This is a genomic window from Xanthomonas sp. F10 (assembly GCF_014206815.1).
Classification (GTDB): domain Bacteria; phylum Pseudomonadota; class Gammaproteobacteria; order Xanthomonadales; family Xanthomonadaceae; genus Xanthomonas_A; species Xanthomonas_A indica.
Genome location: NZ_JACHNP010000002.1, coordinates 613,341 through 639,617, shown reverse-complemented (window position 1 = coordinate 639,617; position 26,277 = coordinate 613,341). Strand labels below are relative to the sequence as shown.

Genomic DNA, 26,277 nt, shown 5'->3' with positions numbered 1-26,277 from the left:
TGCCCGTGTCTGCGACCAGGTCGGCCCCGCCGGCGACGCTTGCCAGCGCCGCGTTGCCGGCGCGCGTGCGCGGCCTCCTGCAGGCCCTGAACGCCCAGCTGTGGCGGTCCCTCGAGGGACCGTTGCAGGCGACCCTGGACGACCTGGAGCAGGCCCTGTTCGAGCAAGCCGAGCGCGCCCGCAACGGCCAGGTGCAGCAGGACATCTACCAGGAAGCGCAGCGCCTGCGCGCGCAGCGCGCGCGCTTCGCGCCGTTCTGTCAGGCCCACCTGGAAGCCGGATTGGCCGGCATCCGCAGCCCGTTGACGATGGCCGCCACGCCGCGCGCGGCCAAGGCCGGCGCCACCGCGCAGATGATGACCCTGGTCGCCGACGTGGATATCGACCGCGACATCGTGCTGCACGAGATCGCCCGCCGCGAGGCCACCCGCTGCAACATCCCGCTGCAGTTGCTCGGCCAGCGCTTCGGCGTGCTGGCGGCACGGCCCGCCTTCGAGATCGAGCAGTTGCCGCTGGGACCGCACGCGCTGTGCCGGCTGCTGCGCGATGCCGGCGACGCGCTGGGCCTGGGCCTGGACACGCAATTGGCGCTGTACCGCGCCTTCGAACGCCAGGTGCTGGCGGGCTATGGCGAGATCGTTGAACGGGCCAACGTCATGCTCACCCACGCTGGGGTGCTGCCGGGCCTGATCTACCTGCCCTACGTGGCGCGCAGCACCAACGTCGAGCCGGGCGCGCGCCGCGTCGCGCGCATGCCCGCAGGCGCCGCGCCTGCCGCTGCCGCCAGCGGACCCAGGGGGAGCGGCAGCGCTCCCGGCCAGACCGCGCCTGCCGCGGGCGTGTCGGCGGGGCCCGCCGCCCCACCGCCGCTGCCGCCAGCGAGCCCGGCGGCCGATGCCGGCGCGCCACCCGCTGGCGGTCCCGATCTGGCCACCCTGCGCCAGCTGCTGGCGGCCGCACGCGCGCATGCCGCGCCCACCGCCGCGGCACCGGCGGCCATGGCCACCGGCGCCGCCCCCCTCCCGTCGCTGCCGGCGAGCGCCATCGGCGCGGCGCCGGTGCCGACCGCCAGCCTGCTGGAGGCCCTGGGCGAACTGCAGGCGCAGCCGCCGGCCCACAGCACCCTGGGCGGGCTGCGCGGGCGCCGCCACCTGCGCGACGTGCGCGCCGCCCTGCTGCAGGCGCTGCACGCCACCCACGGCGCACAGGCGACGCTGGCACCGCAGCAGGCCGACACCTTCGACCTGCTCGGCCTGCTGTACGGCGAGATCGAACGCGAGGTCCGCCCCGACGCGCCGGCCGCGGGGCTGCTGGAACGCCTGCAGGTGCCGCTGGTGCGCGCGGCGCTGCAGGATCCGGCGTTCTTCACGCACAGCCGCCACCCGGCGCGGGAACTGCTCAACGCCGTCGCCGAATCGGGCGCGACCTGGCTGGGCGAAGACGACAGCGATCCGACGCTGCTGCTCAAGCTCGACCACGCGGTGGACCGCGTGGTCGAGGAGTACGAAGGCGACGAGGTCGTCTTCGAACAGGCCCACCAGGACATCCAGGCGCAGCAGCGCAGCCTGGCGCACAAGGCCGAGATCGCCGAACGCCGCCACGTCGAGGCCGCGCGCGGCAAGGAACGGCTGGAGTTGGCCAAGCAGACCGCGACCGCCACCCTGGAGGCGCTGTGCAGCGCCCGGCAACCGCCCGGCTTCGTGCAAACCCTGCTGCAGCAGGCCTGGTCCGACGTGCTGGTGCTGACCCTGCTGCGCCAGGGCGAGGACTCGGAGACCTGGCGCGAGCGCATCGGCCTGGCCGAGCGCATCGCCGAGGTCACCTGCCAAAGCGACGGCGCCTCCGATGCCGCCCTGGCCGAGCGCGTGTGCCAGGCGCTGCTGCAGGTGGGCTACCACCAGCAGGAAGCCGAGGCGATCGCCCGCCGCCTGTCCACGCCGGGCGGCACCGATGCCACCACCTCGCGCACCGAACTCAGCGTGCGACTGAAGGCGCGCACCCGCCTGGGCGACCAGGGCGAGGACGGCGAACGGCCGTCGCTGCCGCCACGCACCGAGACCGAACAGGCCGCGTATGCGCGGCTGCGCACGCTGCCGTTCGGCACCTGGTTCGAGTTCGTCGTCAACCAGCAGGGCGACCTGAAACGGCAGCGCCTGTCCTGGTACAGCCCGATCACCGATCGCGCGCTGTTCGTCAACCAGCGCGGCCAGAAGGCCGCCGAGCACACCCTGGACGGGCTGGCGCGGCTGTTGGCGCAGGGCCAGGCCCGCATCGTCAGCGAAGACCGCGCCCGCCTGATCGACCGCGCCTGGCAGGCCGCGGTGCGCGCGCTGCGCACCCTGGCCGGCGCGCCCGCGGCCGACGACGCGATGGAGGGCGCATGAGCACCGACGCCCGCCGTTCGCCGCGCCGCCAGGTCCCGGAGATGGTGCCGGTCCTGGACCTGATGGAAGACGCCGTGGTCGGCCGCCTCGGCAACGTGTCCGAACACGGCATGCTGCTGCTGGCTTCGGCGCCGCTGCACGAGGACGCCCTGTACCAGTTGCGCTTCGCGATGCCGCACGCCGACCGCGAGGTGCAGATCGACGTCGGCGCGCACCTGCTGTGGAGCGAACCTTCTCACGCACCGGGCCAGGCCTGGGCCGGCTTCCGCTTCCTGACCATTTCTCCCGCGCACCGCGACCTGTTGCGGCAGTGGATCAACGCCGCATCCGGCGGCTAACGCCGCCAATCTCGCAGGAGCGGCTTTAGCCGCGACCGGCATTCGCGGGAACGCCTCGGTCGCGGCTGAAGCCGCTCCTACGACAGCCATCCGAGTCCGTTACGCGCTCCGACTCAAAAAGATCCAGCGGATCGACAAAGCCCCGCGTCGCCGGCGCAGCTTCGACAACGTGCGCTATGCGCACGCCGTCCACTCACGTCCGCACACCTACACCGTTTCCGGCACACTTGGCGCCCTGTTTCCGCATCGCCGAACGAGCCATTGCCATGCCCCAGCACGACCCCAGCGCCCTGTACGCCGACCACCTGCGCACCCTGACCCGACGCGCCGACGAGGCGCTGGCGCGCGGCGGCTTCGACCACCTGGTGGTCCCCAGCGGCAGCCTGCACTACCAGGTGTTCGACGATCGCGACTATCCGTTCGCGGTGAACCCGCAGTTCAAGGCCTGGCTGCCGCTGACCCGGGTGCCGAACAGCTGGGTGGTGTACACGCCCGGACGCCGGCCGCAGGTGATCTTCCACCAGCCCCGCGACTACTGGCACGTGGTGCCGGACGCACCCAGCGGCTGGTGGGTGGAGCACTGCGACATCCACCTGATCCGCACCCCGGACGAGGCGCTGGCGCTGCTGCCGGATGTCGCGCGCAGCGCGATCCTGGGCGAGCCGCAGAGCGCACTGGGCGGCTACGTGCCGAACAACCCGGCGGAGGTGCTGCAGTACCTGGAGTACCACCGCGCCTACAAGACGCCCTACGAGCTGGCGCTGATGCGCCAGGCGCAACAACTGGCAGTGCGCGGCCATCGCGCCGCCGAGGCCGCGTTCCGCGAAGGCCGCAGCGAGTTCGAGATCCACATGGCCTACTGCGCCGCGGTCGGGCAGGACGCGAACGAACTGCCGTACGGCAACATCGTGGCGCTGAACGAACACGGCGCCGTCCTGCACTACACCGAACTGCAGCGGCAGGCGCCGACGCCGCTGCGCAGCTTCCTGATCGACGCCGGCGCCTCCGCGCACGGCTACGCCAGCGACATCACCCGCACCTACGCCGCCGATCGCGACAGCGACTTCCAGGCGCTGATCGACGCGGTGGACGCCGCGCAGCAGCGCATGGGCCAGGCCGTGCGCGCCGGCGTCGACTACCGGCAGCTGCACCTGGATGCGCACCTGGCGCTGATGGGCGTGCTGAAGGATGCCGGCGTGCTCACCGTGTCGCCGGAAACCGCGGTGGCCACCGGCGTCAGCGCCGCGTTCTTCCCGCACGGCCTGGGCCACCCGATCGGCCTGCAGGTGCACGACGTCGCCGGCTTCGCCGCCAGCGACCGCGGCGGCCGCATCGAACGCCCCGACGGCCACCCCTACCTGCGCATGACCCGCACCCTGGAACCGGGCATGGTGGTGACGATCGAGCCGGGCCTGTACTTCATCGACATGCTGCTCGACGACCTCAAGCAGGCCGGCCACGGCAACAGCGTCGACTGGGCGCGCGTGGCACAGTTCAAGCCCTACGGCGGCATCCGCATCGAGGACGAGGTGGTGTGCACCGAGGGCGCGCCCGAGAACCTGACGCGGCCGGTATTCGCGGCGGCGGCCTGAGCCGCCACCACGGTCACTTGCCGGTCAACGCGTAAGGGCCGCGATTGAAGCTCATCGGGATCAGGTCGTAGCGACGCTGTCCAGCAGCGGCCGGATATGGCGCGGTCTTGAAATCGCGGGCGAGCGCTTCGAGCCCACGTGCCGCGTTCGGCGAGGGCAGCGCCTCCAGCACCAGGGCGGACTCGGGACGTCCGCCCTGGGGATCGCCACGCATCAGGAACAGGCTCAACGCCGGCGTGACCGGCAGGTCCGCCGGGCTGTCCAGCACGGTCTTGCGGCGTTGATTCTCGGCACGCGCGGTGAGCCCGCCCGCGTCCTCGCCATCCTGCGCCTGCAGCGCATCGAGCTGCGCGAACAGCATCCGGTCCAGGACCCGGCCCCACTGCACGCGAAATGCATTGAACCAGGCCAGGCCGACCGCGTCGCGGTCGCCGCTCGGCATCGCCGCATAGCAGCGCTCCAGCAGGTAGGCATGGTAGGCGGTATCGCGATTGCGCTGGCTGGGCCGCACGTGCCGGCCTTCGATCTCCCGCGCGCGCGTGGTGAACTCGCGGTCCAGCGCCACCCAGCCCTGCGCCCATTGCAGCGCCGGCTTGGCATTGCCGGCGGACAGTTCCAGCTCGGCCAGCGAGGCCAACGCCAGCAGTGGGCAGCGCGGCATGCCCAGGCAGCGCTCCAGCCAGTAGCGGGCCGTGTCCAGGTCGCGCGGCACCAGATGCGCCGGATGCGCCTCGCCATTGCGGTAGAGCACACCCAACACGTACGCCGAGGCGCCATCGCCCTTGCCTGCCAGCGCGACGACCTGCGCCAGCATCTGCGCGCGCGCTTCCGGCGCAGAGCGCAGCGACAACAAGGTCTGCAGATCGTCCAGTGCCAGCGTAGGCACCGCGGCCGGTGCGGCTGTCGGCATCGTTGCCGGCGCAGCATCGGCTGGCGCCGCCGGCGCGGTCGCCTGCTGTGCGCCCGCCTGCGCCGAGACGGCCAGGCACAGTCCTGCCGCCAGCAGGCATCGCATCCACATCGTCATGAATCCCCCTTTCAGCCGGTCACTGTGCGCAAGCGGCCGCGCATACGCAAGAGGCGGCTGCCTGGGCTATCACAGGGAATGCAGAATGGGGATTCGCAACAGCAAAAGCGCCGGACCTGCTAGCTGACCTTCCAGCGCGCGGTCACCGCTTTCCCATTCCCGTTTCCCTATTCCCCATTCCCAGCCATCAGTCCCTCGATCTCCTCGGCGCTGCGCGCCAGGGCATCGGTGAGCACGCGGTGGCCGTCGTCGGTGATCAGCACGTCGTCCTCGGTGCGGATGCCGATGCCGCGCCACTTCGGGTCCGCGTCCTTGTCGTCCGGTGACACGTACAGGCCGGGTTCGATGGTGAACACCATGCCAGGCTCGAGCAGGCGCGATTCGCCGGCCAGCCGGTAGTCGCCGACGTCGTGCACGTCCAGGCCCAGCCAATGCCCGGTCTTGTGCCGGTAGAAGCGCCGGTACTCGCCGCTGGCCAGGTTCTGATCCAGACTGCCCTTGAGCAGGCCCAGCCGCAGCAGGCCTTCGGTCAGGGTCTGCACCGCGGCCAGGTGCCCGGCCTCGTAGGCCACGCCCGGCCGCGCCTGCGCCAGCGCGGCGGCGTGGGCGGCACCGACCAGGTCGTGCAGCGCGCGCTGTTCGGCGCTGAAGCGGCCGTTGACCGGGAACGTGCGGGTGATGTCGGCGGCATAGCCGCGGTACTCGGCGCCGGCATCGACCAGCACCAGCTCGCCGTCGCGCAGGCGCGCGGCGTTGGCGCGGTAGTGCAGCACGCAGGCATTGTGGCCGCTGCCGACGATGCTGCCGTAGGCCGGCCAGGCGTCGCCGGCGCGGAATTCGCGCTCGATCTCGGCCTGCAGTTGGTATTCGTGCACGCCCGGGCGCGCCAGCCGCATCGCCGCGCGGTGCCCGGCCACGCTCAGGTCCGCAGCGACCTGCATCAGCGCGATCTCGTCGCGCGATTTGAACAGGCGCTGCTCGTGCAGCAGATGGCCCAGTTCCAAAAATTCGTGCGGCGGCTGCGCGCCATGCCGCACCTGCTCGCGCACGCGCTTGACCCAGCCGATCAGCTTCAGGTCGAAATCGACATCGCGGCCGAAGTGGTAGTACACCCGCGAGCGCCCTTCCAGCAGCCCCGGCAGGATCTCGTCGAGGTCGTCGATCGGATAGGCGTCGTCCATGCCGTAGCGCTCGACCGCGCCTTCCTGGCCCGCCCGCGGACCGTCCCAGGCTTCGCGCTCGGGGTCGCGTTCGCGGCAGAACAGCAGCGCTTCGCCGTGGCGGCGCCCGGGCACCAGCACCAGCACCGCATCCGGCTCGGGGAAGCCGCACAGGTACCAGAAGTCCGAATCCTGCCGGTACGGGTAGTGCGTGTCGTGGCTGCGCACCCGCTCCGGCGCGCTGGGCAGCACCAGGATGGCCTGCTCGCCGGCCATGTCCATCAGCTGCCGGCGCCGGCGCGCGTACTCGCCGGAGGAAATCCCGGTGAGCCGCTTCATCAGTTCAGGCGCTGCCGGTGGCGCGGGCCGAGCACGCAGTCGCTGTGCAGCAACAGCGCCGCCACGCGCACGAACTCCTCGATCTCGGCCAGCGCGTCCTCGTCCTCGTCGCCGCTGTCGAAGTCGTCGGCGCTGGCCTGGGCCAGCCGTGCGAGGTCCTGCAGCGCTTCCTGCCCCTCCTCGGACAGGGGCGGTGCCGCCCCTGCGGCCAGGCCAAAGCCACCGAGGAAGCCGCGGCACCAGTCGAACAGCGCATCGGCACGCTCGGGCAGCGACGCGCCGGCATCGGCCAGCACCAGGTCGAAACCGAAATCGCGGTCGTTCAGTTGCGCAGTCGTGGCCTCGCGCAGGCGATCCAGCGCGTCGCCGCTGCGCGGCGCGGCGATGCTGGCATCGGCCAGCACGGCAGCCGGCCACGCCGGCAGTTCGGCGCCGCCGCCGGCCAGCCAGCCGCACAGGGCGCCGTGCAGTTCGGCTGCCGACGCAGCCAGGCCAAGCGTCCGGCTGGCATCGGCGATCTGGTCGGCAGTGGGAAGTTCGGTCATGGAGCGAAGCCTGTCGGGCGCTGGCCACGGGCCTGTGGCGGCCTGCAGCGGAATCGGGACTGCGCAGTGTAGCAATCGCGTGTGCGCCGCCGCTTGTGGAGGCTTCCGACACGCGCCTACACTCCACCACCCGTTCTTTGACAGAAGTCACTTTCCGCCATGCCATTGGAGCACGTTGCTGCAGGAGCTGCGGAAAGGACCGGCCTGGCCTTGTTCGGCGATACCTTGCTGGCCGCATGGCCACTGGTGGCCCTCGGCGCGCTGGCGGCCTGCGGGGTGGCCGCGCTGTTCGCCCTGCGTTCGCGCCGGCGCCTGCGCGAGCAGTTGCACCGGCACGCGCAGCTGCAGCAACGCGACCAGCACCTGAAACTGGCGCTGTGGGCCTCGGGCGAGCACTTCTGGGATTACGACCTGCAACAGCGCACGCTGCGGCTGATGCGCGCCGACGAGGCCACGCCGCACGCGCAGGACATCGGCCTGGTGATCCGCGAGAACGAGCCGCTGCGGATCCATCCCGAGGACATGGAACAGGCGCGGCAGGTGCTGCAGGAACACCTGCAGGGCCGCACCGCGATCTATACCGCCGAGTACCGCGTGGACCTGGCCGGGGACGGGGTCTGGCACTGGGCACGGGTGCGGGGCCGCGTGGTCGACTACGACGCCAGCGGCGCACCGCGTCGCCTCGCCGGCACCGCACGCGACATCACCTCGCACCGCCAGGCCGACCTGGAGCGGCGCATCGCCGCCGAAGTGCTGCGCAGCATGGGCGAGGCGGTCGCCGTCCTCGACGAGGAGCGCCGCTTCATCTCGGTCAATCCGGCGTTCACCCGCATCACCGGCTACAGCGAGCGCGAGGTGCTGGGCCAGCCGATGACGCTGATCGACCACACCCCGGAAACGCCGGCCGCGCCAGCGGCCGAGCACGGCCGGCACTGGCGCGGCGAGGCCTGGAAGCGGCGCAAGGACGGCCAGGAGATCCTCTGCCACCTGCGCCGCAACACCGTGGTCGACGCCGACGGGCGGCAGAGCTTCCAGGTGGTGGTGCTGGAGAACATCACCGACCAGAAGCGTGCCGAGCAGGAACTGCGCTACCTGGCCAACTACGACACGCTGACCAGCCTGCCCAACCGTGCGCTGCTGTCCGAGCGCCTGGCGCGGGCGATCGTGCGTGCGCGGCGCCAGGCCGGCTCGGTCGCGGTGCTGTTTCTGGACCTGGACCGTTTCAAGGACATCAACGATTCGCTCGGCCATGCGGTCGGCGACCGCGTGCTGCGCGCCGTGGCCGAACGCCTGCAGCAGGCGGTGGGGCCGCAGCACACGGTGGCGCGGCTGGCCGGCGACGAATTCACCGTGGTGGTCGAGGACATCGTCAGCCAGGGCGAGGCCGAGGCGGTGGCCGCCCGCGTGCTGGCCGCCTTCGAGGCGCCGCTGCGGCTGGACGAACGCCGCGAGGTCGCGGTCTCCACTTCCATCGGCATCTCCCTGTTCCCGCAGCACGCGCTGCTGCCCAGCGAACTGCTCAAGCACGCCGACACCGCGATGTACCAGGCCAAGGCCGCCGGGCGCCGCAACGTGCAGGTGTACTCGGCGCGCATGGACGAGGCCACCCGCCATCGCGCCACCCTGGCCAGCACGCTGCGCAAGATCCCCTTGGACCAGGAACTGAAGCTGGTCTACCAGCCGCGCTACTCGCTGCGCACGCAGCGGGTGGTCGGCGTGGAAGCGCTGCTGCGCTGGCACAGCGCCGATTTCGGACCGGTCTCGCCGAGCCAGTTCATCCCGCTGGCCGAGGAGACCGGGCTGATCCTGGAGATCGGCGAATGGGTGCTGCGCCAGGCCTGCGGCGCGCTGCGCGACTGGCGGCGGATGGGGCTGACCGACCTGTGCATGTCGGTGAACGTCTCGGCGATCCAGCTCGAGCGCGGCAACCTGTCGGAGCTGATGGCCGAGATCCTCGCCGAGACCGGCGTGCCGGCCGCCAACATCGAACTGGAACTGACCGAGAGCGTGGTGATGTCGCAGGTCGGCAAGAACGCCGAGTTGCTGCGCGCCTGCCGCGAGCTGGGATTGACCCTGGCCATCGACGATTTCGGCACCGGCTATTCGTCGCTGGCCTACCTGAAGCGGCTGCCGATCAATACCCTGAAGATCGACCAGGAATTCATCGGCGATCTCACCCGCGACCCGGACGACGAGGCGATCACCAGTACCATCATCGCGATGGGCCATTCACTGGCGCTGAAGGTGGTGGCCGAAGGGGTCGAAGACGCCGGCCAGCTGGCGTTCCTGCGCACGCACGGCTGCGACGAGATCCAGGGCCACCTGGTGGCGCCGGCGCTGGAGCCGGACGCCTGCCTGCGGCTGTTGCAGCAACCGCTGCGGCTGCCTGCCTGAGCGCCGGCCATGGCGCCGCCACGCGGCGTCTTGACCGCCCCTCCGGCGCATGCCTATCGTGAGCGCCATGGATAGCCCTGACGCCCTCGCCGAGCTTCGCGCCCTTGCCGCACGCGTGGAAACGCTGGTCGAGCGCTGCCAGCGCCTGTCCGACGAGAACCGCAGCCTGCGCCAGCAGCAGGAACACCTGATCGGCGAGCGCTCGCAGTTGCTGACCAAGAACGAGCAGGCGCGTTCGCGCGTGGAAGCGATGATCGCCCGATTGAAGTCCCTGGAGCAGCACACGTGAGCGAGCCGGTCAGCGTCCGCATCCTCGACCGCGAGTACACCGTCGGCGTCGAGGCCGAGGAGCGCGACGGCCTGCTCGCGGCCGCGCGCCTGCTCGACGCGAAGATGCGCGAAGTGCGCGGCAGCAACCGCATGGCCGCGGTGGATCGCGTCGCCGTTCTCGCGGCGCTGAATCTGGCGCACGAACTGCAGCAACTGCGCGACGAACACGCGCAGCGCGACCGCGAGATGGCGCGCACACTCGCCGATCTCAATCGGCGCCTGGACAGCGTGGTCGATACGGCGCGCTGATCCGCACGTGGCGCTGCGATCATCAACGTGAATTGCAACGCACCGAAGCACCGACGAACGGACTAGCCAAGCGCGACGACGGCGCTATACTCCACTTGCGTTCTCTGCTGTGAACGACAGCGTGTGCAAACATTCGCCTTGTCCCTTAATGACGACCACGGGGTGGCGACGGAATCGGGAGTGCAAGTCCGCCTCGTAGCGGGAAGCCCGATGATTCTCCAGCCATCCCACTTGAACCCCGGGTTCAAGGTCGTTTCGCACGCATCGTCACGGCGGAGAATGCAATTCTTCCAGGAAGCGGCGCCGCAAGGCGCCGTTTCCTTTTTGCGCGTCCGCAACGTGCGCGTCCATCACGCCGTGGTTGCCGGCGTAGCGCATGCGCCGCGCGTTCTCGCGCCGGCCGAAACCCGGGATACTGGTGCCCCCACCACGGAGATCCCGGATTGCCGACGCTCGCCCAGATCCTCGACCGCTTCGATCCCGCAGCGGGATTCGACGTTCCCGCCAGCTGGCGACAAGGCCGCACCGCCTTCGGCGGACTGTCCGCGGCGCTGGCACTGCAGGCCGCGCTGCGCACGGCGCCGTCCGCGTTGCCGCCACTGAAGTCGGCGCATATCGGGTTCATCGGCCCGGCCGACGGCACCCTGCGCTTCGATACGCAGCTGTTGCGCCAGGGCAAGTCCGCCACCTCGATCGCGGTCGATTGCCTGGCCGACGGACAGGTCGCCCTGCGTGCCGCATTGCTGTTCGCGCAGCCGCGCCCCAGCCGCATCGCCCACGACTTCCTGCCGGCACGCCCGGCGGTGGTCGGCCCCGACGCGGCGACGCCGATCGCCGACAGCGCGGCGACGCCGGCCTTCGTCGCCAACTTCGAGATGCGCCTGGCCAGCGGCGCGCTGCCGCTGTCCGCCGCGGCCGACCCGGAGTTGCTGGTCTGGGCGCGCCATCGCGACGCCGCCGGCGTGGATCCGAGCGTGGCCCTGGTCGCACTGGGCGACTGCCTGCCGCCGGCCGCGATGACCTGCTTCAGCGCACCGGCGCCGGTCAGTTCGATGACCTGGACCCTGGACTTCCCGCAGCCGGCCAGCGCCAGCGACTGGTTCCTGCTGCGCTCGGCCAGCCTGCATGCCGAAGACGGCTACTCGCTGCAGGACATGCAGATCTGGGATACGGCCGGGCGGCTGGCGCTGTGGGGCCGGCAGACGGTGGCGCTCTACGCGTGATCGCCGCGGCGGCGACCGCGCCTGCTGGTCAGTGCGCGCGCCGGCGCCGACAATAGCGCCAATCCTCGCCACGCCTGCCCGATGACTGCCGACGACCGCGACTCCCTGCGCCAGGACCTGCGTGCGCGCCGCCGCGCGCTCACCGCGCCCGTGCGCCTGGCCGCCGCCGATGCGCTGGCGCAGCGGCTGCTGGACTTGCCGTTCGCGCCGCAGCACGGCCATGTCGGCGGCTACTGGGCCATGGATGGCGAGATCGCGCTGCACCGCTGGCAACTGTCGCTGCCGGACACGGTGCAGTACTGCCTGCCGGTGCTCAGCGGCGACACCCTGCGCTTCGCGCCGTGGCGTCCCGGGCAGCCGCTGCACGCCAACCGCTACGGCATTCCCGAGCCCGACGTCGACCCGGCCACGACCCTGGCGCCGGCGCAGATGGCGCTGGTGGTGACGCCGCTGGTCGGCTTCGACACCGCCGGCGGCCGCCTGGGCATGGGGGGCGGCTGGTATGATCGCAGCTTCGCTTTCCGCCAGCGGCAGGCTCCGCCGCCCTGGCTGGTCGGGGCCGCCTTCGACGCGCAACAGGTCGCGGCCTTGCCGCTCGCCGCCTGGGACGTGGCGCTGGACGCGGTCTGCACCGAATCCCTCACCCTGTCGACCGCGCACGATTTCCCCGCATGACCGCACGCACCCGCTATTGGCTGATGAAGTCCGAACCGGACGCCTTCTCGATCGACGACCTGCAGCGGGTCGGCACCGAACCCTGGAACGGCGTGCGCAACTACCAGGCGCGCAATTTCATGCGCGACGGCATGAAGGTCGGCGACGGCATCCTGTTCTACCACTCCAACTGCAAGGTGCCGGGCATTGTCGGCGTGGCGCGCGTGGCCAGCCAGGCCTACCCCGACGCCACCCAGTTCGACCCGTCCTCCGACTACCACGACCCCAAGGCCACCCCGGAGCAGCCGCGCTGGTATCTGGTGGACGTGGCGTTCGAACGCAAGCTGACGCGCACCATCGCCCTGGACGAGATCAAGCAGCACGCCGACGCGCTGGGCGAGGGCTTCCCCCTGGTCGCCCGCGGCAACCGCCTGTCGGTGTTCCCGGTCAGCGCCGCGCAGTGGAAGCTGCTGCTTTCGCTCGAATAGCCGGGATTCGGGATTGGGGATTGGGGATTTGCCTCCCAGCCCACCCGTCTGCCGCTTCAACGAATCCCCAATCCCGAATCCCCACTCCCGAGCTCTTCCAATGTCAGACGCCAAACGCCTTGCCGCCGAGAAAGCCATCGACTACGTCCAGGACGGCATGATCGTCGGCGTCGGCACCGGCTCCACCGTCGCCTATTTCATCGACGCGCTCGGCCGCATCGGCCACCGCATCAAGGGCGCGGTGTCCAGTTCCGAGCAGAGCACCGCGCGCCTGCGCCAGCACGGCATCGAGGTGCTGGACCTGAACCACACCGGCAACCTGTCGCTGTACGTGGACGGCGCCGACGAGTGCGATCCGAACAAGTGCCTGATCAAGGGCGGCGGCGCCGCGCTGACCCGCGAGAAGATCATCGCCGAGGCCAGCGAGCGCTTCATCTGCATCGTCGACCCGAGCAAGCAGGTGCAGACCCTGGGTGCGTTCCCGCTGCCGATCGAGGTGATCCCGATGGCGCGCAGCCTGGTCGCCCGCGAGATCCTGGCGCGCACCGGCGGCCAGCCGGTGTGGCGCGACGGCGTGATCACCGACAACGGCAACGTGGTGCTGGACGTGCACCACCTGTCGATCACCGACCCGGTGGCGCTGGAGCGCGAACTGAACCAGATCCCGGGCGTGGTCTGCGTCGGCCTGTTCGCGCGCCGCCCGGCCGACGTGGTGATCGTCGGTGGCGAGCCGCCGCGCGTCTTTTGACGCGCGCTGGCGCGCGCGTGGGATTGGGGAGTCGGGATTGGGGATTCGTAAAAGCGTGGATCCCTGGCTTTCACGAATCCCCCAATCTCCAATCACCAATCCCCGCTCTTGACGCCACGCGCACCATGCAACAAGGTGCGCGCTGTCTTCCTCTTGCCCTGGCCCCGCCCATGTCCCTCTTCCGCGCGTTCGGCGTCCTTCTCCTGCTCGCCCTCAGTGGCTGCGCCAGCGCCGGCGACCATTGGGTGGAACTGGGCGGGCACCGCTACCAGGTCGAGCTGGCGCAGAACGACGCCACCCGCGCGCGCGGGCTGATGTTCCGCGACCAGATGGACGCCGACCACGGCATGCTGTTCATCCACGACCGCGAGGAACCGCAGGCGTACTGGATGAAGAACACCAAGATCCCGCTGGACATCCTGTACTTCGACAACCAGCGCAAGCTGGTGGCGCAGCAGCGCGACGTGCCGCCGTGCTCGGCCGGCGACGCCTGCCCGCCCTACCCGAGCAACGCGCCGGCGCGCTACGTGCTCGAACTCAACGCCGGCCAGGCCGAGCAGTTGAAGCTGCAGGACGGCACCGAACTGCGCTTCGGCCCCGGGATTCCGCAGGGCCACTGATCCCCCCGCCGTGCCGGTGGGGGTCGGGAAAACGCCCCGCCACCACGGCGCTGAACCCGACACCGCTGTCGGGAACCGCCGGACTTGATCGGGCTCGGCTTTGCCGCCAGTCTTGGGCCATGGCCGCCCGATTGACATTGCCGAGCTGGAATACCCTAGCCGCTCTGGACGACGATGCCCTGCCGCTGCTGGCGACCGCACTGCTGATCGCCCGCGACGAGTATCCGGAACTTGATGCCGCCCATTACGACACCCTGGCGCAGAGCCACGCCGACCACCTGCGTCACGAGGTGGCGACAATCGAGCAGTGGCCGCTGAAGATGGCGGCGATCAATCGCCACCTGTTCGAAGAGCTGGGCTATACCGGCAACCACGACGAGTATTACGACCCGCGCAACAGCTACATGAACCAGGTGTTCGAGCGGCGCCTGGGCAACCCGATCTCGCTGGCGCTGGTGCAGATGGAAGTGGCGCGGCGCCTGGACATCCCGCTCGACGGCGTGTCCTTCCCCGGGCATTTCCTGGTGCGCCTGCCGGTGGACGACGGCCTGCTGGTGATGGACCCGTTCAACGGCGGGCGCCCGCTGGCGGTGGAGGAACTGCGCGAGCGCGCGCGGCCGCACATGGGCGGCGAAAGCCCGGACGACCGCGCCCTGCTGCAGATCCTGGACCCGGCACCGCATCGCGCGATCCTCGCCCGTGTCCTGCGCAACCTGCACGGCCTGTATGCCGAACGCGACGAGTGGGACCGCGCCGCGCGCAGCGCCGACCGCGTACTCAAGCTGATGCCGGACCAGCCCGAAGCCCTGCGCGACCGCGGCATGGCCTACCTGCAGATGGACTACGTGCCCGGCGCGCGCCGCGACCTGGGCCGCTACCTGCAACTGAACCCCGAGGCCTCCGACGCCCTGCCGATCCGCGAGCGCCTGGTGGAACTGAGCGCCCGCGCGCAGCGGATGCACTGACGGCGGGGATTCGGGATTCGGGATGAGCCGCCTGCGGCGGTGGAAAGCCGGGATCGCAAGAACCAACCTGCGGCTGTTGAACGCCGGAACTCGGGATTTGGACGTGCCATGCAGTGTGGCGTCGCTGTAAGCGCTCCACACCGTCACGGGCTTCTTTGAGGCGCGCGCAACCCGCGTCGTCAACGCATCGCCACTGTGGGAGGGGCTTCAGCCCCGACGCGACAATGGCGGACGGGTGGGAACTGAAGCCTCTCCCGCATCACGCCAGTCAGCGGCGCCATCGCGGCAAACGCGATCGCATCGCCCAGACAACCCAGAGAAAGCCGCATCTAAGACATGGATCTCGGGAGCGGAGGCTGCCTTCACTCCCGAATCAGGCATCACCAGCGCCACATCGCGACTGATCCAGGGGAACGAAGCCGCATCTACCAGCAGGAAAAAAGGCGGAACCGGGCTCCAACGAATCCCCAATCCCGACTCCCCAATCCCGGCCTCACTCCATCTCGACCATCTCGAAATCGTCCTTGGTCACGCCGCAGTCCGGGCAGGTCCAGGTGTCGGGCACGTCTTCCCAGCGGGTGCCGGGGGCGATGCCTTCTTCCGGCAGGCCGTCGGCCTCGTTGTAGATGAACCCGCAGACGACGCACATCCAGGTGCGATAGGTGGTGGCGGTGGCGTCGCTCATTGGATAATCGCAGGTCACAGTCGGACGGAACGGCATTGTCCCATCGCCGTCGACGCATCGGAAGGCTTGGCCATGAACGCATCCCCGGCGCCGCGCGGCGTGTACCTGATCACTCCCGACGAAGCCGATGGCGCGCGCCTGCTGGCACGGGTGGCACCGCTGCTGGACCAGGGCGTGACCTGGCTGCAGTACCGCAACAAACGCGCCGATGCCGCGCAACGGCAGCAGCAGGCCGCGGCACTGCAGGCGCTGTGCGCGCAAGCCGGGGTGCCGCTGATCGTCAACGACGACGTCGCCCTGGCGCAGGCGGTGGGCGCGGCCGGCGTGCACCTGGGCGAGGACGACGGCGACCTGGCCGCCGCGCGCGCCACGCTCGGGCCGCAGGCGCTGATCGGCGCGTCCTGCTACGACGACCTGGCGCTGGCCCGCAGCGCCGCGGCCGCCGGCGCCAGCTACGTCGCCTTCGGCGCGTTCTTCCCCACCCGCAGCAAGGTCACCACGCGCCGCGCCACGCCCACGTTGTTGCACGAGGCCGCGGCACTGGGTCTGCCGCGCGTGGCGATCGGCGGCCTCACCCCGGACAACGCGCGCCCGCTGGTGGCGGCCGGCGCCGACCTGCTGGCGGTGATCAGCGGCGTATTCGATGCGTCCAATCCACGCACGGCGCTGGCTGCGTACCGCGCCTGTTTCGACTGAGGCACGGGACCTAGCGCCTTCCTTCTCCCACCGGGACCATGCGCCCTTCTCGGGGGAAGGTGCCCCGAAGTGGTGGATGAGGGTACGGGCGCAGCCTCATGCACCCGGACATCGCGCGTCGCTGCGCGCCGGACCCTCACCCCAACCCCTCTCCCGATGGGAGAGGGGCTTAGCGTTTCCCTTCTCCCTTTGGGAGAAGGTGCCCCGCAGGGGTGGATGAGGGTACGGCGAAGCCTCGTGCACCAAGACATCGCGCGTCGCTGCGCGCCGGACCCTCACCCCACCCCCTCTCCCGATGGGAGAGGGACTTAGCGCTTCCGTTCTCCCTTTGGGAGAAGGTGCCCCGCAGGGGCGGATGAGGGTGCGGGCGAAACCTCGCGCACCAAGACATCGCGCGTCGCTGCACGCCGGACCCTCACCCCAACCCCTCCCCCGGCGGGAGAGGGGCTAGCGCTTGAGCGTAGACGGCAAATCACGGCGTGGCGCCGAGCGCGGCGGATCGACGACATGGCGCATGCCGGCGGCAGCCGCGACAATAGACGGCCTCGCTCCGTGCCCGGCCGATCGGCCTGGCCAGCATCGCCAAGGATTTCCGCTCATGAACCATTCCCGCTCGCACGCCCTGTTCGCCCAAGCGCAATCGCTGATTCCCGGCGGCGTCAATTCGCCGGTGCGCGCTTTCAAGTCGGTCGGCGGCGAGCCGTTCTTCGTGCAGCGCGCCGATGGTCCGTACCTGTACGACGTCGACGGCAACCGCTACATCGACTACGTGGGCTCGTGGGGGCCGATGATCGCCGGCCACAACCACCCGGCGGTGCGCGAGGCGGTGCAGCGCGCGATCGGCGACGGGCTGTCGTTCGGCGCGCCGTGTCCGGCCGAGGTGACGATGGCACAGACCATTACCCGGCTGGTGCCGTCCTGCGAGATGGTGCGCATGGTCAACTCCGGCACCGAGGCCACGCTGTCGGCGGTGCGCCTGGCGCGCGGCGCCACCGGGCGCAACCGCATCGTCAAGTTCGAAGGTTGCTACCACGGCCACGGCGACTCGTTCCTGGTCAAGGCCGGCAGCGGCATGCTGACCTTGGGCGTGCCGACCTCGCCGGGCGTGCCGGCGGGCCTGAGCGAACTCACCGCCACTCTGGCCTACAACGACGCCGAGGGCGCCACCGCGCTGTTCGAGCGGATCGGCCACGAGATCGCCGCGGTCATCATCGAACCGGTGGTCGGCAACGCCAACTGCATTCCGCCGCGGCCGGGCTATCTGCAGCACCTGCGCGAGCTGTGCACGCAGCACGGCGCGCTGCTGATCTTCGACGAGGTGATGACCGGTTTCCGCGTCGCCCTGGGCGGCGCGCAGGCGCACTACGGGGTCACCCCGGACCTGACCACCTTCGGCAAGATCATCGGCGGCGGCATGCCGGTGGGCGCCTACGGCGGGCGCGCCGAGCTGATGCGGCAGGTGGCGCCGTCGGGGCCGATCTATCAGGCCGGCACGCTCAGCGGCAACCCGGTGGCGATGGCCGCGGGGCTGGCGATGCTGGAACTGATCCAGGCACCGGGCTTCCACCAGCGCCTGGACACGGCCACCGCGCAGCTGTGCGCCGGGCTGGAAGCCGCCGCGGCGGCGGCCGGCGTGGCGGTCACCACCAACCAGGTCGGGGCCATGTTCGGGCTGTTCTTCACCACCGAGAAGGTCGAGACCTATGCGCAGGCCACCGCCTGCGACACCGCTGCGTTCAACCGTTTCTTCCACGCGATGCTGGAGCGCGGCGTGTTCCTGGCGCCCTCGGCCTACGAGGCCGGCTTCGTCTCCAGTGCGCACGACCAGGGCGTGCTGGACGCCACCCTGGCCGCGGCGCGCGAGGCATTCGCAGTGGTCGCCGCCGGCTGAGATGCCGGCGCCACGACTATGGCATGACGACAACGCACGGCGCCGATGGCTGGCGCCGCGACGCTGTGCTGGATCAGCCGAATACGAACTTGCCCTTCATCACCGCCCAGTGCCCCGGGAACGAACAGAAGAAGGTGTAGTCGCCGCCCTTGCTGAGCTTGGCGGTGGAGAACTTGACCGTGTCCGACTGCCCCGCGCCGATCACCTTGGTGTGGGCGATGATCCGCGGATCGTTCTTGGGCAGGTAGCTGTCGGCCAGGCTGGAGCTGGTGCCGGCACTGGCCACCGCCTGGAAATCCGGGGTCTTGGTCAGCACCCAGTTGTGGCCCATCACCGCGGCGGCGAGCTTGCCGCTGTGCTTGAGCGTCACCGCCACCTCGGTGCAATCGGCCGCGACCTTGATCTGGGTCTGGTCGAAGGACATCTGGTCGGTGCCGGTGATGGTCACCGCGCAGGTCTTGGCCCAGGCGGCAGGCGCGAACGCGAGGCCGGACAGGACGAGCAGCAGGGACGGAAACTTGGTGTTCAAGGCGGATTCCTCGGCAAGAAAGACAGGTTTGCGCCACGGCAGATCATGCGTGCGGCGATGTGCCCCGACTGTCCACTCGCGCGTAACGGCTTGTCAACGACAAGCGATGGCGCATTGCATCATCGACACGCGCTGCCGCGCGCGGCGACGAGCGCGAAACGCGGCTCGATCGGCGCAGCTCCCTCGCCACGTTCACTGCGCTTGCAGCCAGCCACGCAGGCGCACGCATGTCCGCCATGATCCGCGCGCGGCCGGCCCTGCTGCTGCTCGATTTCGATGGGGTGCTGGCGCGCTACACGCGCGCCGCGCGCATCGCCGCGCTGGCCGCGCACTGCCGATGCGAGGCGGCGCAGGTGCGCGAGGTACTGTTCGGCTCCGGGCTGGAGACCGCCTACGACGGCGGCGAACTGGACACCGCCAGCTACCTGCAGCGGCTGAGCGTGGGCCTGGGCGCCCAGGTGGATGCGACTGCATGGATCGCTGCGCGGGTGGCGGCCACGCGCGCCGATGCCGGCGTGGTCGCGCAGGTGCTGGCGTTGGCCGAGCGCGTGGCCGTCGGCGTGCTGACCAACAACGGCGCGCTGATGGCACAGGCGCTGCCGCAGATCGTGCCGGCGCTGTTCCCGCTGCTGCACGGGCGCGTGCTGTGCAGCGGCAGCCTGGGCGGGCGCAAGCCGGACGCGGCGGTGTACCGGCAGGCGCTGGCCCACTTCGGTGTCGCGCCACGGCAGGCACTGTTCATCGACGACCTGTTCGTCAACGTGCGCGGCGCCCGCGCGATCGGCATGGCCGCGGAAACCGCCAGCGGCGCACGCGCCCTGCGCCGCGCGCTGGCGCGGCACGGGCTGGGTTGAACTGCTGGGTCAGCGCGCGGCGAGGTAGGCGCGCAGCGCGCTGCGCAACCGCGCCAGGCCTTCGCCCAGTTCGGCATCGGTGAGATTCAGCGCCGGTACGAAGCGCAGCACGTCCGGCCCGGCCTGCAAGGTCAGCACGCCGTGCGCGGCGGCGTGGTCGAGGATCGTCCCGGCCTGCCCGGCATGCGCCGGATTCAACACCGCACCGAGCATCAGGCCGCGGCCGCGCACCTGCGAGAACAACCTGAACTCCTCGTCGAGCGCCGCCAGGCCCTTGCGCAGCGCCGCCGACTGCCGCGACACGTTGGCGGCGATCGCCGTCGAGGCCAGCTTGCGCAGCGCCACCCGCGCCACCGCCGCGGCGAGCGGGTTGCCGCCGAAGGTGGTGCCGTGCGCGCCGAACTGCATGGTCTCGGCGACCTTCGGCCCGGCCAGCAGCGCGCCGATCGGGAAACCGCCGCCCAGCGCCTTGGCCAGGGTCACGATGTCCGGCGTCACCTGGTCCTGCCAGTGCGCGAACAGGGTGCCGGTGCGACCCATGCCGCACTGGATCTCGTCCAGCACCAGCAGCGCGCCGTGGTGGTCGCACAGCGCCCGCACCTGCGCCAGGAAGCCCGGCGCCGCCGGCATCACCCCGCCCTCGCCCTGCACCGGCTCCAGCATCACCGCGGCCACGTCGCCGGCGGCCATCGCCGTTTCCAGCTGCACGATGTCGTTGAAGTCGACGTAGCGGAAACCGCCGGGCAGCGGCTCGTAGCCTTCCTGGTACTTGGGCTGCGCGGTGGCGGTCACCGCCGCCAGGGTGCGGCCGTGGAAGCTGCCGCGGAAGGTGACGATCACCCGCCGCTGCGGCGGGCGGCCCTGGGCGGTGGCCCATTTGCGCACCAGCTTGATCGCCGCCTCGTTGGCTTCGGCTCCGGAATTGCACAGGAACGCCTTGTGCGCGAAGCGCGAGGCCACCACCAGTTCCTCGACCAGGCGCAGCGGCGGCTCGCTGTAGAACACGTTGCTGGTGTGCCACAGCTTGCCGGCCTGCTCGAGCAGCGCCGCCTGCAGGTCCGGATCGTTGTGGCCGAGCCCGCACACGGCGATGCCGGCGGACAGGTCGATGTAGTCGCGTCCCTCGCTGTCCCAGACCCGGGCGCCCTGGCCGCGCTCCAGCACCAGTTGGCGCGGACGGTAGATCGGCAGGCTGTAGCGTTGACCGAGGGCGATCAGCTCCGCGGCGGAAGAAGCGGTCATCGAGGCAGTCCTGCGGGGAAAGCGCCGATTATAGAGACCGCCGCGGCAGGCGCGGCGGTCGGACCGCGACCGCCGGCGCAACGCGGCGCCGGCCCGCCGCGACGGACACACGCTCGCGCGCCGCCGGCGACGGCGCGGCGGCGGCAGCGCTGGCTGTGCTTACCAGACGCCGGTGTTGGGCATCGATGCCCACGGTTCGGCCGGGGCCAGCGCCTCGCCCTTCTGCAGCAGTTCGATCGAGATCAGGTCGGGGCTGCGCACGAAGGCCATGCGCCCGTCGCGCGGCGGCCGGTTGATGGTCACGCCGAGCGACTGCAGGTGCGCGCAGAGGGCATAGATGTCGTCGACCTCGAAGGCCAGGTGGCCGAAATTGCGGGCGCTGCCGTAGTCCTCGTCCGAGCCCCAGTTGTAGGTCAGTTCGACCTCGGCCTCCGGGTTCTCCGGGGCGCCGAAGTACACCAGGGTGAACTTGCCGGCTTCGTTGTCGATGCGGCGGGTCTCGTGCAGGCCCAGGCCTTCGGTGAAGAATTTGCTGGTCTTCTCCAGGTCGTGGACGCGGATCATGGCGTGCAGGTATTTCATCGTGACAACTCCGATGGTGGGGGGATGGGGCGCGCGCGGAACTGCGGCGGCGCGCGGAGAGGACGCATAGGGTAGCGCCGGCGCCGTGCAGGCATGGCGACGCCGCGGCAGCACCGGTTCAGCGGAAATAGCAGGCCTTCAGTGGCAGCGCCGCCGCGCCCACCGCACTGGCATCGGCGGTGGCGGCGGCCGGCAGCAGCACCGGCAACGGCCGCGCCTGGCCGCGGCGCGGCTGGTTGTCGATGCGCACGTGCGGAATCAGCCGCGTCGCCAGTTCGCGCGGCATGCGCCCGCCGAACACCACCGCCTGCGGATCGAAGATCGCCACGATCGCCGACACGATCAGCGACAGGCCCGGCGCCACCCGTGCGATCCAGCGCTCGATCGCCGGCCACGTCGGATCGTAGGCCGCCAGCAGCGCGCGGATGTCGGGCAGCGCGATGCCGTCCTCCGCCAGCAACTGCCGCAACAGCTCCAGCGTGCCGCGCTCCAGCCCCTGCTGCGGCAGCATGCCGGCGAACTCGCCGGCGTTGCCGTGCGCCCCGCGCAGGCAGGCGCCATCGATCACCACGCCGCCGCCCAGGCCGTAGTTGAAGTGCAGGTAGGCGAAATCGCGGTATTGGCGGCCGATGCCGAGCAGGCTCTCGCCCGCCGCCGCCACCGTGCCGTCGTTGTCCACCCACACCGGCAAGCCCAGCGCCTCGGCCAGCCAGTCGCCGATCGACAGCTGGCCCAGCGCGCGCAGTGGCTCGGGCGGGTTCATGTGCACGCCGTCCTCGACGAAGAAGCCGGTCATCGCCACGCCCGCGCCCAGGCGCGGACCGAGCCCGGCGCCGGCCGCCGCCGTCAGCGCGGCGTCGGCCTCGCGCAGTTGCGCCAGCAGGGCGGCCGGCTCGGTCGAGCGCAGCGCATGCTCGGCGGTGGCGCGGATCTGCCCGCTGAAATCCAGCAGCGCCAGCGACAGCGCATCGGTGGCGATCGCATAACCGACGGTATGGCCGTAGCCGGGGTTGAGCGCGATGCCCGCGCCCGGCTTGCCGCGGCCCGCGTGCGCCAGCGAGGCGCCGATCGCGACCAGGCCGCGCTCGGCCAGCGCATCGACCAGGCGCACCGCCGATTGCACGGTCAGCCCGGTGCTGCGGCTGAGATCGGCGCGGGTGGCGGTGCCGGCCAGGCGCAGGCGATCGAGCATGTGCCGCTCGTTGTCGCTGAGATCGGCATGGATGGCGTGGCGGGACTCGGGAAGGCGCGGCAGGGCGACGGCGACTGGAGCGGGCATGGGCGGCGGTGGCATGAAGACCCCGGCAGCATAGCCGCGCCGCGCTTGGTCATTGCGGCACCGACCGCGATCGGATGGAACAGAGCGTCTTTGCAGCGCGCCGCCACCCGCACGCAGCGCGTTGCGATCGCGGCCTCCCAGCGTCCGGAACGCGGCGCCGCGTCGCATCTGCCGCGCGCCCGCCACCAGCGGGTCTCAATCCAGGAACAGATCCGGCAACAGTGGCTGCGAGGGATCCAGCGCATAGCCGGACAGATCGTGCACGCCGGCCTCGGCCAGCACTGCGTCGTCGATCAGGAATTGGCCGTAGAAACCGGCGGCCGGCCGGGTCAGCACGGCGTGCGCGGCATCGGCCATGATCTCCGGGCGGCGGCCGTTGCCGGCCTCGACGCCAGGGATCATGTTCAACGCCTCGGTGGCGATCAGCGTGCGCGGCCACAGCGCATTGACGGCAACGCCTTGCGGGCCGAACTCGCCGGCCAGGCCCAGGGTGACGAAGCTCATGCCCATCTTGGCCAGGGTGTAGCCGGTATGCGGCGCCCACCACTTCGGATCCAGCGACGGCGGCGGCGCCAGGGTCAGGATGTGCGGGTTGGCGCTGCGCAGCAGATGCGGCAGGCACGCCTGCGCGCACAGGAAACTGCCGCGCGCGTTGACCTGCTGCATCAGGTCGAAGCGCTTCATCGGCGTCTCCAGCGCCCCGCGCAGCCAGATCGCGCTGGCGTTGTTGACCAGGATGTCGATGCCGCCGAAGGCCGCGACCGTCGCCGCCACCGCCGCGCGCACCTGCTCCTCTTCGCGGATGTCGCACTTCAGCGCCAGCGCGCGCCCACCGGCCGCCTCCACCGCCGCTGCCGCGCTGTGGATGGTGCCAGGCAGCTTGGGATTGGGCACCGCCGACTTCGCCGCGATCGCCACATTGGCACCGTCGCGCGCCGCCCGCAGCGCGATCGCCAGCCCGATGCCGCGCGAGGCGCCGGTGATGAAGAGGGTTTTGCCTTGTAAGGTCACGGGATTGGGGAGTCGGGATTGGAGATTCGCCAAAGCTTAGCGCCTTGCTGTCCCCACCAGGGCAGGGTCAGGCGCCACCATGCGCCGTTGCCAATCCCCAATCCCGAATCCCCAATCCCCAATCCCGGCCTCTCAGGGCTTCGGCCCCTGCCCCTCGTTGTCTTCCCACTTGAGCAGGCGCCGGGTGACGAAGCGGTACACCGGCTTGCCGCTGGCGAACCACAGGTCGCGCACCCAGGAATGGCGCTTGAGCAGGCGCCGTTCGACCGGGGTCAGGGCGTGGGCGCAGTACATGCGCTTGTGCTTGAGCAGGTGGCGCAGGTCCTCGCGCGCCAGCAGGCGCATCCAGCGCGCGCGCGGTGCGCCGCGCACGGCGAGCTGGAAGTCGATCAACGCCGGGCTGCCGTCTTCCAGCACCAGCCAGTTCGCCTCCTTGGCCAGATCGTTGTGCGCCACGCCGCGCCGGTGCACCTGCTGCAGCAGGCGCCGCGCGGCGCGGAAATAGGCCAGGTCACCACGTGGCGGCCGCTGGTACATCGCCGCGCCGTCCAGGTAGCTGCGATCCAGGAAGGTGCCGTCCCAGCCGCGCAGTTGCGGCGTCGCCGGCATGCCGTCCAGGTGACGCAGGGCGAGCGCCTCGCGCCGCGCCAGCCACCACGCCGGCAGCCGCAGCCACCAGGGCGAGGCGGTGAGGTCGCGGCGGACGAAGCGCGCCTCGCCCTCGCCCAGCAGCAGGATGCGGCCGAAGCTGTCGGCCTTGAGGATGTGCACGGTGCGGGACGCGGGGGCAGGCATCCGGCCAGTGTAAACGTGCCCTGCCGTTTGCGAGGCGGGTCGGGCCCGTCGCACCTTTGTCCCTGCCGGCAGCGCGCCGTTCGCCGCGGCGTCACACGATCTCGCCGAAAGCGTCCGGCGCTCGGGCGATGCCGCAGGCTAAGCTTGCGGCCGATCCACGCGACAGCGCCCCCATGAGCTCCAACGACCTGTTTCTGCTGTTCACCGCGCTCTTCAGCGTCATCGCCCTGGTCCTGCTGATCGTGGCACGCCCCAAGCTGCATCCGCTGCTGGCGCTGCTGCTGGTGTCGCTGGTCGCCGGCCTGGTGGTCGGCATGCCGATGGACGCGCTGCTGCACGCCGTCGCCACGGGCGCGGGCAAGACCCTGGGGGCGGTCGGCCTGGTGGTGGCGCTGGGCGCGATGCTCGGCAAACTGCTGGCCCAGGCAGGCGTGACCGACACGCTGGCCAACGCGATCCTGCGCCGCGCGTCGCCGCGCGCGCTGCCCTGGGCCATGGCAGGCGTCGCCTTCATCGTCGGCATCCCGATGTTCTTCGAAGTCGGCCTGGTGATCCTGCTGCCGCTGATCTTCGGCGTGGCCCGCAAGCTGCAAGCGGATCGTCAGGTCAACGGCTCGGCCTATGCCTACGTGGGCGTCCCGGTCATCGCCGCCCTCGCCGCGATGCACGGCATGGTGCCGCCGCATCCCGGTCCGCTCACGGCCATCGCCACGCTGGGGACCAGCGTGGGCGCCACCATGCTCTACGGCTTCATCGCGGCCATTCCGGCCATCGTCCTGGCCGGACCGCTGTACGGCCGCTATATCGCGCGGCACATCCAGGCCGAACCGGATGCCGCACTGCTGGCGCAGTACGCGTCGGCCGACGCCGCGGACGGTGGCGCGTCCGCACCACGTACGCCGCCGGCCTTCGGCCTGGGCGTACTGGCGGCGCTGGCGCCGGCCCTGCTGATGCTGTGCCATGCGGTGGCCGAGATGCTGTTGCGCAAGGACTCGGCGGTGCTGCATGCCACCGCCTTCGTCGGCCACCCCATCGTGGCGATGCTGCTCGGGGTGCTGTTCGCACAGGTCGCGTTGCGGCCGGGAACACCGGCCGCACTGCGCAAGACCCTGGGCGACAGCGTCAAGCCGGTCGCCGGCGTGCTGCTGATCATCGCCGGCGGCGGCGCCTTCCAGCAGGTGCTCACCGATGCGCACGTGGGCGATGCGATCGTGCACATGAGCCAGCAGTTGGCGCTGTCGCCGCTGCTGCTGGGTTGGCTGATCTCGATGCTGCTGTCGGTGTCCACCGGCTCGGCCACCGTCGGCGTGGTCGGCGCCGCCGGGCTGCTGGCGCCGCTCGGCAGCGCCGAGCCCACGCTCAACCTGCCGTTGCTGGCGCTGTCCATCGGCTGCGGCTCGCTGTTCTTCAACTACGCCAACCATGCCGGCTTCTGGCTGGTGAAGGAGTCCTTCGGCATGAGCATGGGCGAGGCGACCAAGACGATCTCGGTGGTGCAGTCCATCGTGGCGCTGGTGGGGCTGGGGATGGTGCTGTTGCTGAACCTGCTGCCGCCGTTGGCGTGACCCGCGGCGACGGTCTCGCCGCCTCGCCGTCGCCCGGCGGCAGCGCAGGCAGGCCCAGGGACCGGTCACGATCGGCAGCGCGGTCGCGTGCA

26 protein-coding genes and 1 other RNA gene are annotated in these 26,277 nt (G+C 70.9%); 17 read left to right on the top strand and 10 right to left on the bottom strand.

The features are described from left to right. Window positions 1–5 precede the first annotated feature (5 nt). From FHR56_RS14240 to pepQ, 3 genes are all read left to right on the top strand, one after another. A complete protein-coding gene (locus FHR56_RS14240; protein WP_345776737.1) occupies window positions 6–2,384 on the top strand; it encodes a DUF1631 domain-containing protein in 2,379 nt (792 codons plus the stop codon). Next, window positions 2,381–2,722, top strand: a complete 342-nt coding sequence (locus FHR56_RS14235; RefSeq protein WP_160945310.1) for a PilZ domain-containing protein — start codon at window positions 2,381–2,383, stop codon at window positions 2,720–2,722. The genes FHR56_RS14240 and FHR56_RS14235 overlap by 4 nt, the downstream gene beginning before the upstream one ends. A gap of 266 nt (window positions 2,723–2,988) precedes the next feature. Continuing rightward, window positions 2,989–4,314 carry a Xaa-Pro dipeptidase gene (pepQ, locus tag FHR56_RS14230; protein WP_160945311.1) on the top strand — a complete coding sequence of 442 codons (1,326 nt, stop codon included), beginning with the start codon at window positions 2,989–2,991 and terminating at the stop codon, window positions 4,312–4,314. A 13-nt stretch (window positions 4,315–4,327) separates the two neighbouring features. On the opposite strand, the gene FHR56_RS14225 is transcribed toward pepQ, so the two are convergent. From FHR56_RS14225 to FHR56_RS14215, 3 genes are all read right to left on the bottom strand, one after another. Further along, a complete protein-coding gene (locus tag FHR56_RS14225; RefSeq protein WP_160945312.1) occupies window positions 4,328–5,335 on the bottom strand; it encodes a hypothetical protein in 1,008 nt (335 codons plus the stop codon). A gap of 173 nt (window positions 5,336–5,508) precedes the next feature. After that, window positions 5,509–6,840, bottom strand: a complete 1,332-nt coding sequence (locus tag FHR56_RS14220; RefSeq protein WP_160945313.1) for an aminopeptidase P N-terminal domain-containing protein — start codon at window positions 6,838–6,840, stop codon at window positions 5,509–5,511. Beyond that, window positions 6,840–7,385 (bottom strand): YecA family protein, encoded by a 546-nt coding sequence (locus tag FHR56_RS14215; protein WP_160945314.1) that lies wholly within the window; start codon window positions 7,383–7,385, stop codon window positions 6,840–6,842. The genes FHR56_RS14220 and FHR56_RS14215 overlap by 1 nt, the downstream gene beginning before the upstream one ends. Before the next feature lie 210 nt (window positions 7,386–7,595). On the opposite strand from FHR56_RS14215, the gene FHR56_RS14210 reads away from it, so the two are divergent. The 10 genes from FHR56_RS14210 to FHR56_RS14165 all read left to right on the top strand — a co-directional run bounded on the left by FHR56_RS14210 (window position 7,596) and on the right by FHR56_RS14165 (window position 15,056). Then, the gene (locus FHR56_RS14210; protein WP_160945315.1) at window positions 7,596–9,779 is read left to right on the top strand and encodes a GGDEF and EAL domain-containing protein; all 2,184 of its coding nucleotides are present in this window, start codon (window positions 7,596–7,598) and stop codon (window positions 9,777–9,779) included. A gap of 67 nt (window positions 9,780–9,846) precedes the next feature. After that, complete coding sequence (locus FHR56_RS14205) at window positions 9,847–10,068, top strand: TIGR02449 family protein (protein ID WP_017910437.1); 222 nt, start codon at window positions 9,847–9,849, stop codon at window positions 10,066–10,068. Beyond that, window positions 10,065–10,358 carry a cell division protein ZapA gene (locus tag FHR56_RS14200; RefSeq protein ID WP_160945316.1) on the top strand — a complete coding sequence of 98 codons (294 nt, stop codon included), beginning with the start codon at window positions 10,065–10,067 and terminating at the stop codon, window positions 10,356–10,358. The genes FHR56_RS14205 and FHR56_RS14200 overlap by 4 nt, the downstream gene beginning before the upstream one ends. Window positions 10,359–10,456: 98 nt before the next feature. Further along, a non-coding RNA gene (gene ssrS / locus FHR56_RS14195) (6S RNA) lies at window positions 10,457–10,641 on the top strand. Window positions 10,642–10,801: 160 nt separating this feature from the next. Beyond that, window positions 10,802–11,581 carry a thioesterase family protein gene (locus tag FHR56_RS14190; RefSeq protein ID WP_160945317.1) on the top strand — a complete coding sequence of 260 codons (780 nt, stop codon included), beginning with the start codon at window positions 10,802–10,804 and terminating at the stop codon, window positions 11,579–11,581. A gap of 81 nt (window positions 11,582–11,662) precedes the next feature. Beyond that, entirely contained in the window at window positions 11,663–12,256 is a 594-nt protein-coding gene (locus tag FHR56_RS14185; protein ID WP_160945318.1) for a 5-formyltetrahydrofolate cyclo-ligase, read from the top strand. Next, entirely contained in the window at window positions 12,253–12,723 is a 471-nt protein-coding gene (locus tag FHR56_RS14180; protein WP_160945319.1) for an EVE domain-containing protein, read from the top strand. Before FHR56_RS14185 ends, FHR56_RS14180 begins: the two co-directional genes overlap by 4 nt. A 100-nt stretch (window positions 12,724–12,823) precedes the next feature. After that, window positions 12,824–13,471: a ribose-5-phosphate isomerase RpiA gene (gene rpiA / locus FHR56_RS14175; RefSeq protein ID WP_160945320.1), complete on the top strand. Its 648-nt coding sequence runs from the start codon at window positions 12,824–12,826 to the stop codon at window positions 13,469–13,471. A gap of 170 nt (window positions 13,472–13,641) precedes the next feature. After that, window positions 13,642–14,091, top strand: coding sequence for a DUF192 domain-containing protein (locus FHR56_RS14170; protein WP_019796090.1), 450 nt, complete (start codon window positions 13,642–13,644; stop codon window positions 14,089–14,091). A 119-nt stretch (window positions 14,092–14,210) separates the two neighbouring features. Continuing rightward, window positions 14,211–15,056, top strand: coding sequence for a SirB1 family protein (locus FHR56_RS14165; protein ID WP_019796091.1), 846 nt, complete (start codon window positions 14,211–14,213; stop codon window positions 15,054–15,056). Window positions 15,057–15,549: 493 nt separating this feature from the next. Here FHR56_RS14165 and FHR56_RS14160 read toward each other — a convergent pair whose 3' ends face one another. Beyond that, the gene (locus FHR56_RS14160; protein ID WP_019798180.1) at window positions 15,550–15,741 is read right to left on the bottom strand and encodes a rubredoxin; all 192 of its coding nucleotides are present in this window, start codon (window positions 15,739–15,741) and stop codon (window positions 15,550–15,552) included. A gap of 72 nt (window positions 15,742–15,813) precedes the next feature. Here FHR56_RS14160 and thiE point away from each other — a divergent pair, with 72 nt between their 5' ends. After that, a complete protein-coding gene (thiE, locus tag FHR56_RS14155; protein ID WP_160945321.1) occupies window positions 15,814–16,437 on the top strand; it encodes a thiamine phosphate synthase in 624 nt (207 codons plus the stop codon). 598 nt (window positions 16,438–17,035) lie between these two features. Next, the gene (gene hemL, locus FHR56_RS14150; RefSeq protein ID WP_184502651.1) at window positions 17,036–18,328 is read left to right on the top strand and encodes a glutamate-1-semialdehyde 2,1-aminomutase; all 1,293 of its coding nucleotides are present in this window, start codon (window positions 17,036–17,038) and stop codon (window positions 18,326–18,328) included. A 73-nt stretch (window positions 18,329–18,401) separates the two neighbouring features. On the opposite strand, the gene azu is transcribed toward hemL, so the two are convergent. Further along, on the bottom strand, window positions 18,402–18,857 hold the full coding sequence (gene azu / locus FHR56_RS14145; protein WP_019797104.1) for an azurin: 456 nt from the start codon (window positions 18,855–18,857) through the stop codon (window positions 18,402–18,404). A gap of 236 nt (window positions 18,858–19,093) precedes the next feature. Between azu and FHR56_RS14140 the strand changes: the two genes are divergently transcribed. Continuing rightward, a complete protein-coding gene (locus FHR56_RS14140) occupies window positions 19,094–19,711 on the top strand; it encodes an HAD-IA family hydrolase (protein WP_160945728.1) in 618 nt (205 codons plus the stop codon). A gap of 9 nt (window positions 19,712–19,720) precedes the next feature. Here the strand turns inward: FHR56_RS14140 and FHR56_RS14135 are convergent, their stop codons facing one another. The 5 genes from FHR56_RS14135 to FHR56_RS14115 all read right to left on the bottom strand — a co-directional run bounded on the left by FHR56_RS14135 (window position 19,721) and on the right by FHR56_RS14115 (window position 24,620). Next, window positions 19,721–20,953: an acetylornithine transaminase gene (locus FHR56_RS14135; RefSeq protein ID WP_160945323.1), complete on the bottom strand. Its 1,233-nt coding sequence runs from the start codon at window positions 20,951–20,953 to the stop codon at window positions 19,721–19,723. A gap of 159 nt (window positions 20,954–21,112) precedes the next feature. Then, window positions 21,113–21,535, bottom strand: coding sequence for a VOC family protein (locus tag FHR56_RS14130; RefSeq protein WP_019798348.1), 423 nt, complete (start codon window positions 21,533–21,535; stop codon window positions 21,113–21,115). Window positions 21,536–21,653: 118 nt separating this feature from the next. After that, window positions 21,654–22,814 (bottom strand): ROK family transcriptional regulator, encoded by a 1,161-nt coding sequence (locus tag FHR56_RS14125; RefSeq protein ID WP_184502650.1) that lies wholly within the window; start codon window positions 22,812–22,814, stop codon window positions 21,654–21,656. Window positions 22,815–23,009: 195 nt separating this feature from the next. Continuing rightward, window positions 23,010–23,825, bottom strand: a complete 816-nt coding sequence (locus FHR56_RS14120) for an NAD(P)-dependent oxidoreductase (protein ID WP_160945325.1) — start codon at window positions 23,823–23,825, stop codon at window positions 23,010–23,012. Window positions 23,826–23,957: 132 nt separating this feature from the next. Further along, window positions 23,958–24,620, bottom strand: a complete 663-nt coding sequence (locus tag FHR56_RS14115) for a serine/threonine-protein kinase (RefSeq protein ID WP_160945326.1) — start codon at window positions 24,618–24,620, stop codon at window positions 23,958–23,960. Between the two features lie 173 nt (window positions 24,621–24,793). Between FHR56_RS14115 and FHR56_RS14110 the strand changes: the two genes are divergently transcribed. Then, on the top strand, window positions 24,794–26,185 hold the full coding sequence (locus FHR56_RS14110; protein WP_160945327.1) for a gluconate:H+ symporter: 1,392 nt from the start codon (window positions 24,794–24,796) through the stop codon (window positions 26,183–26,185). Window positions 26,186–26,277: the final 92 nt, after the last annotated feature.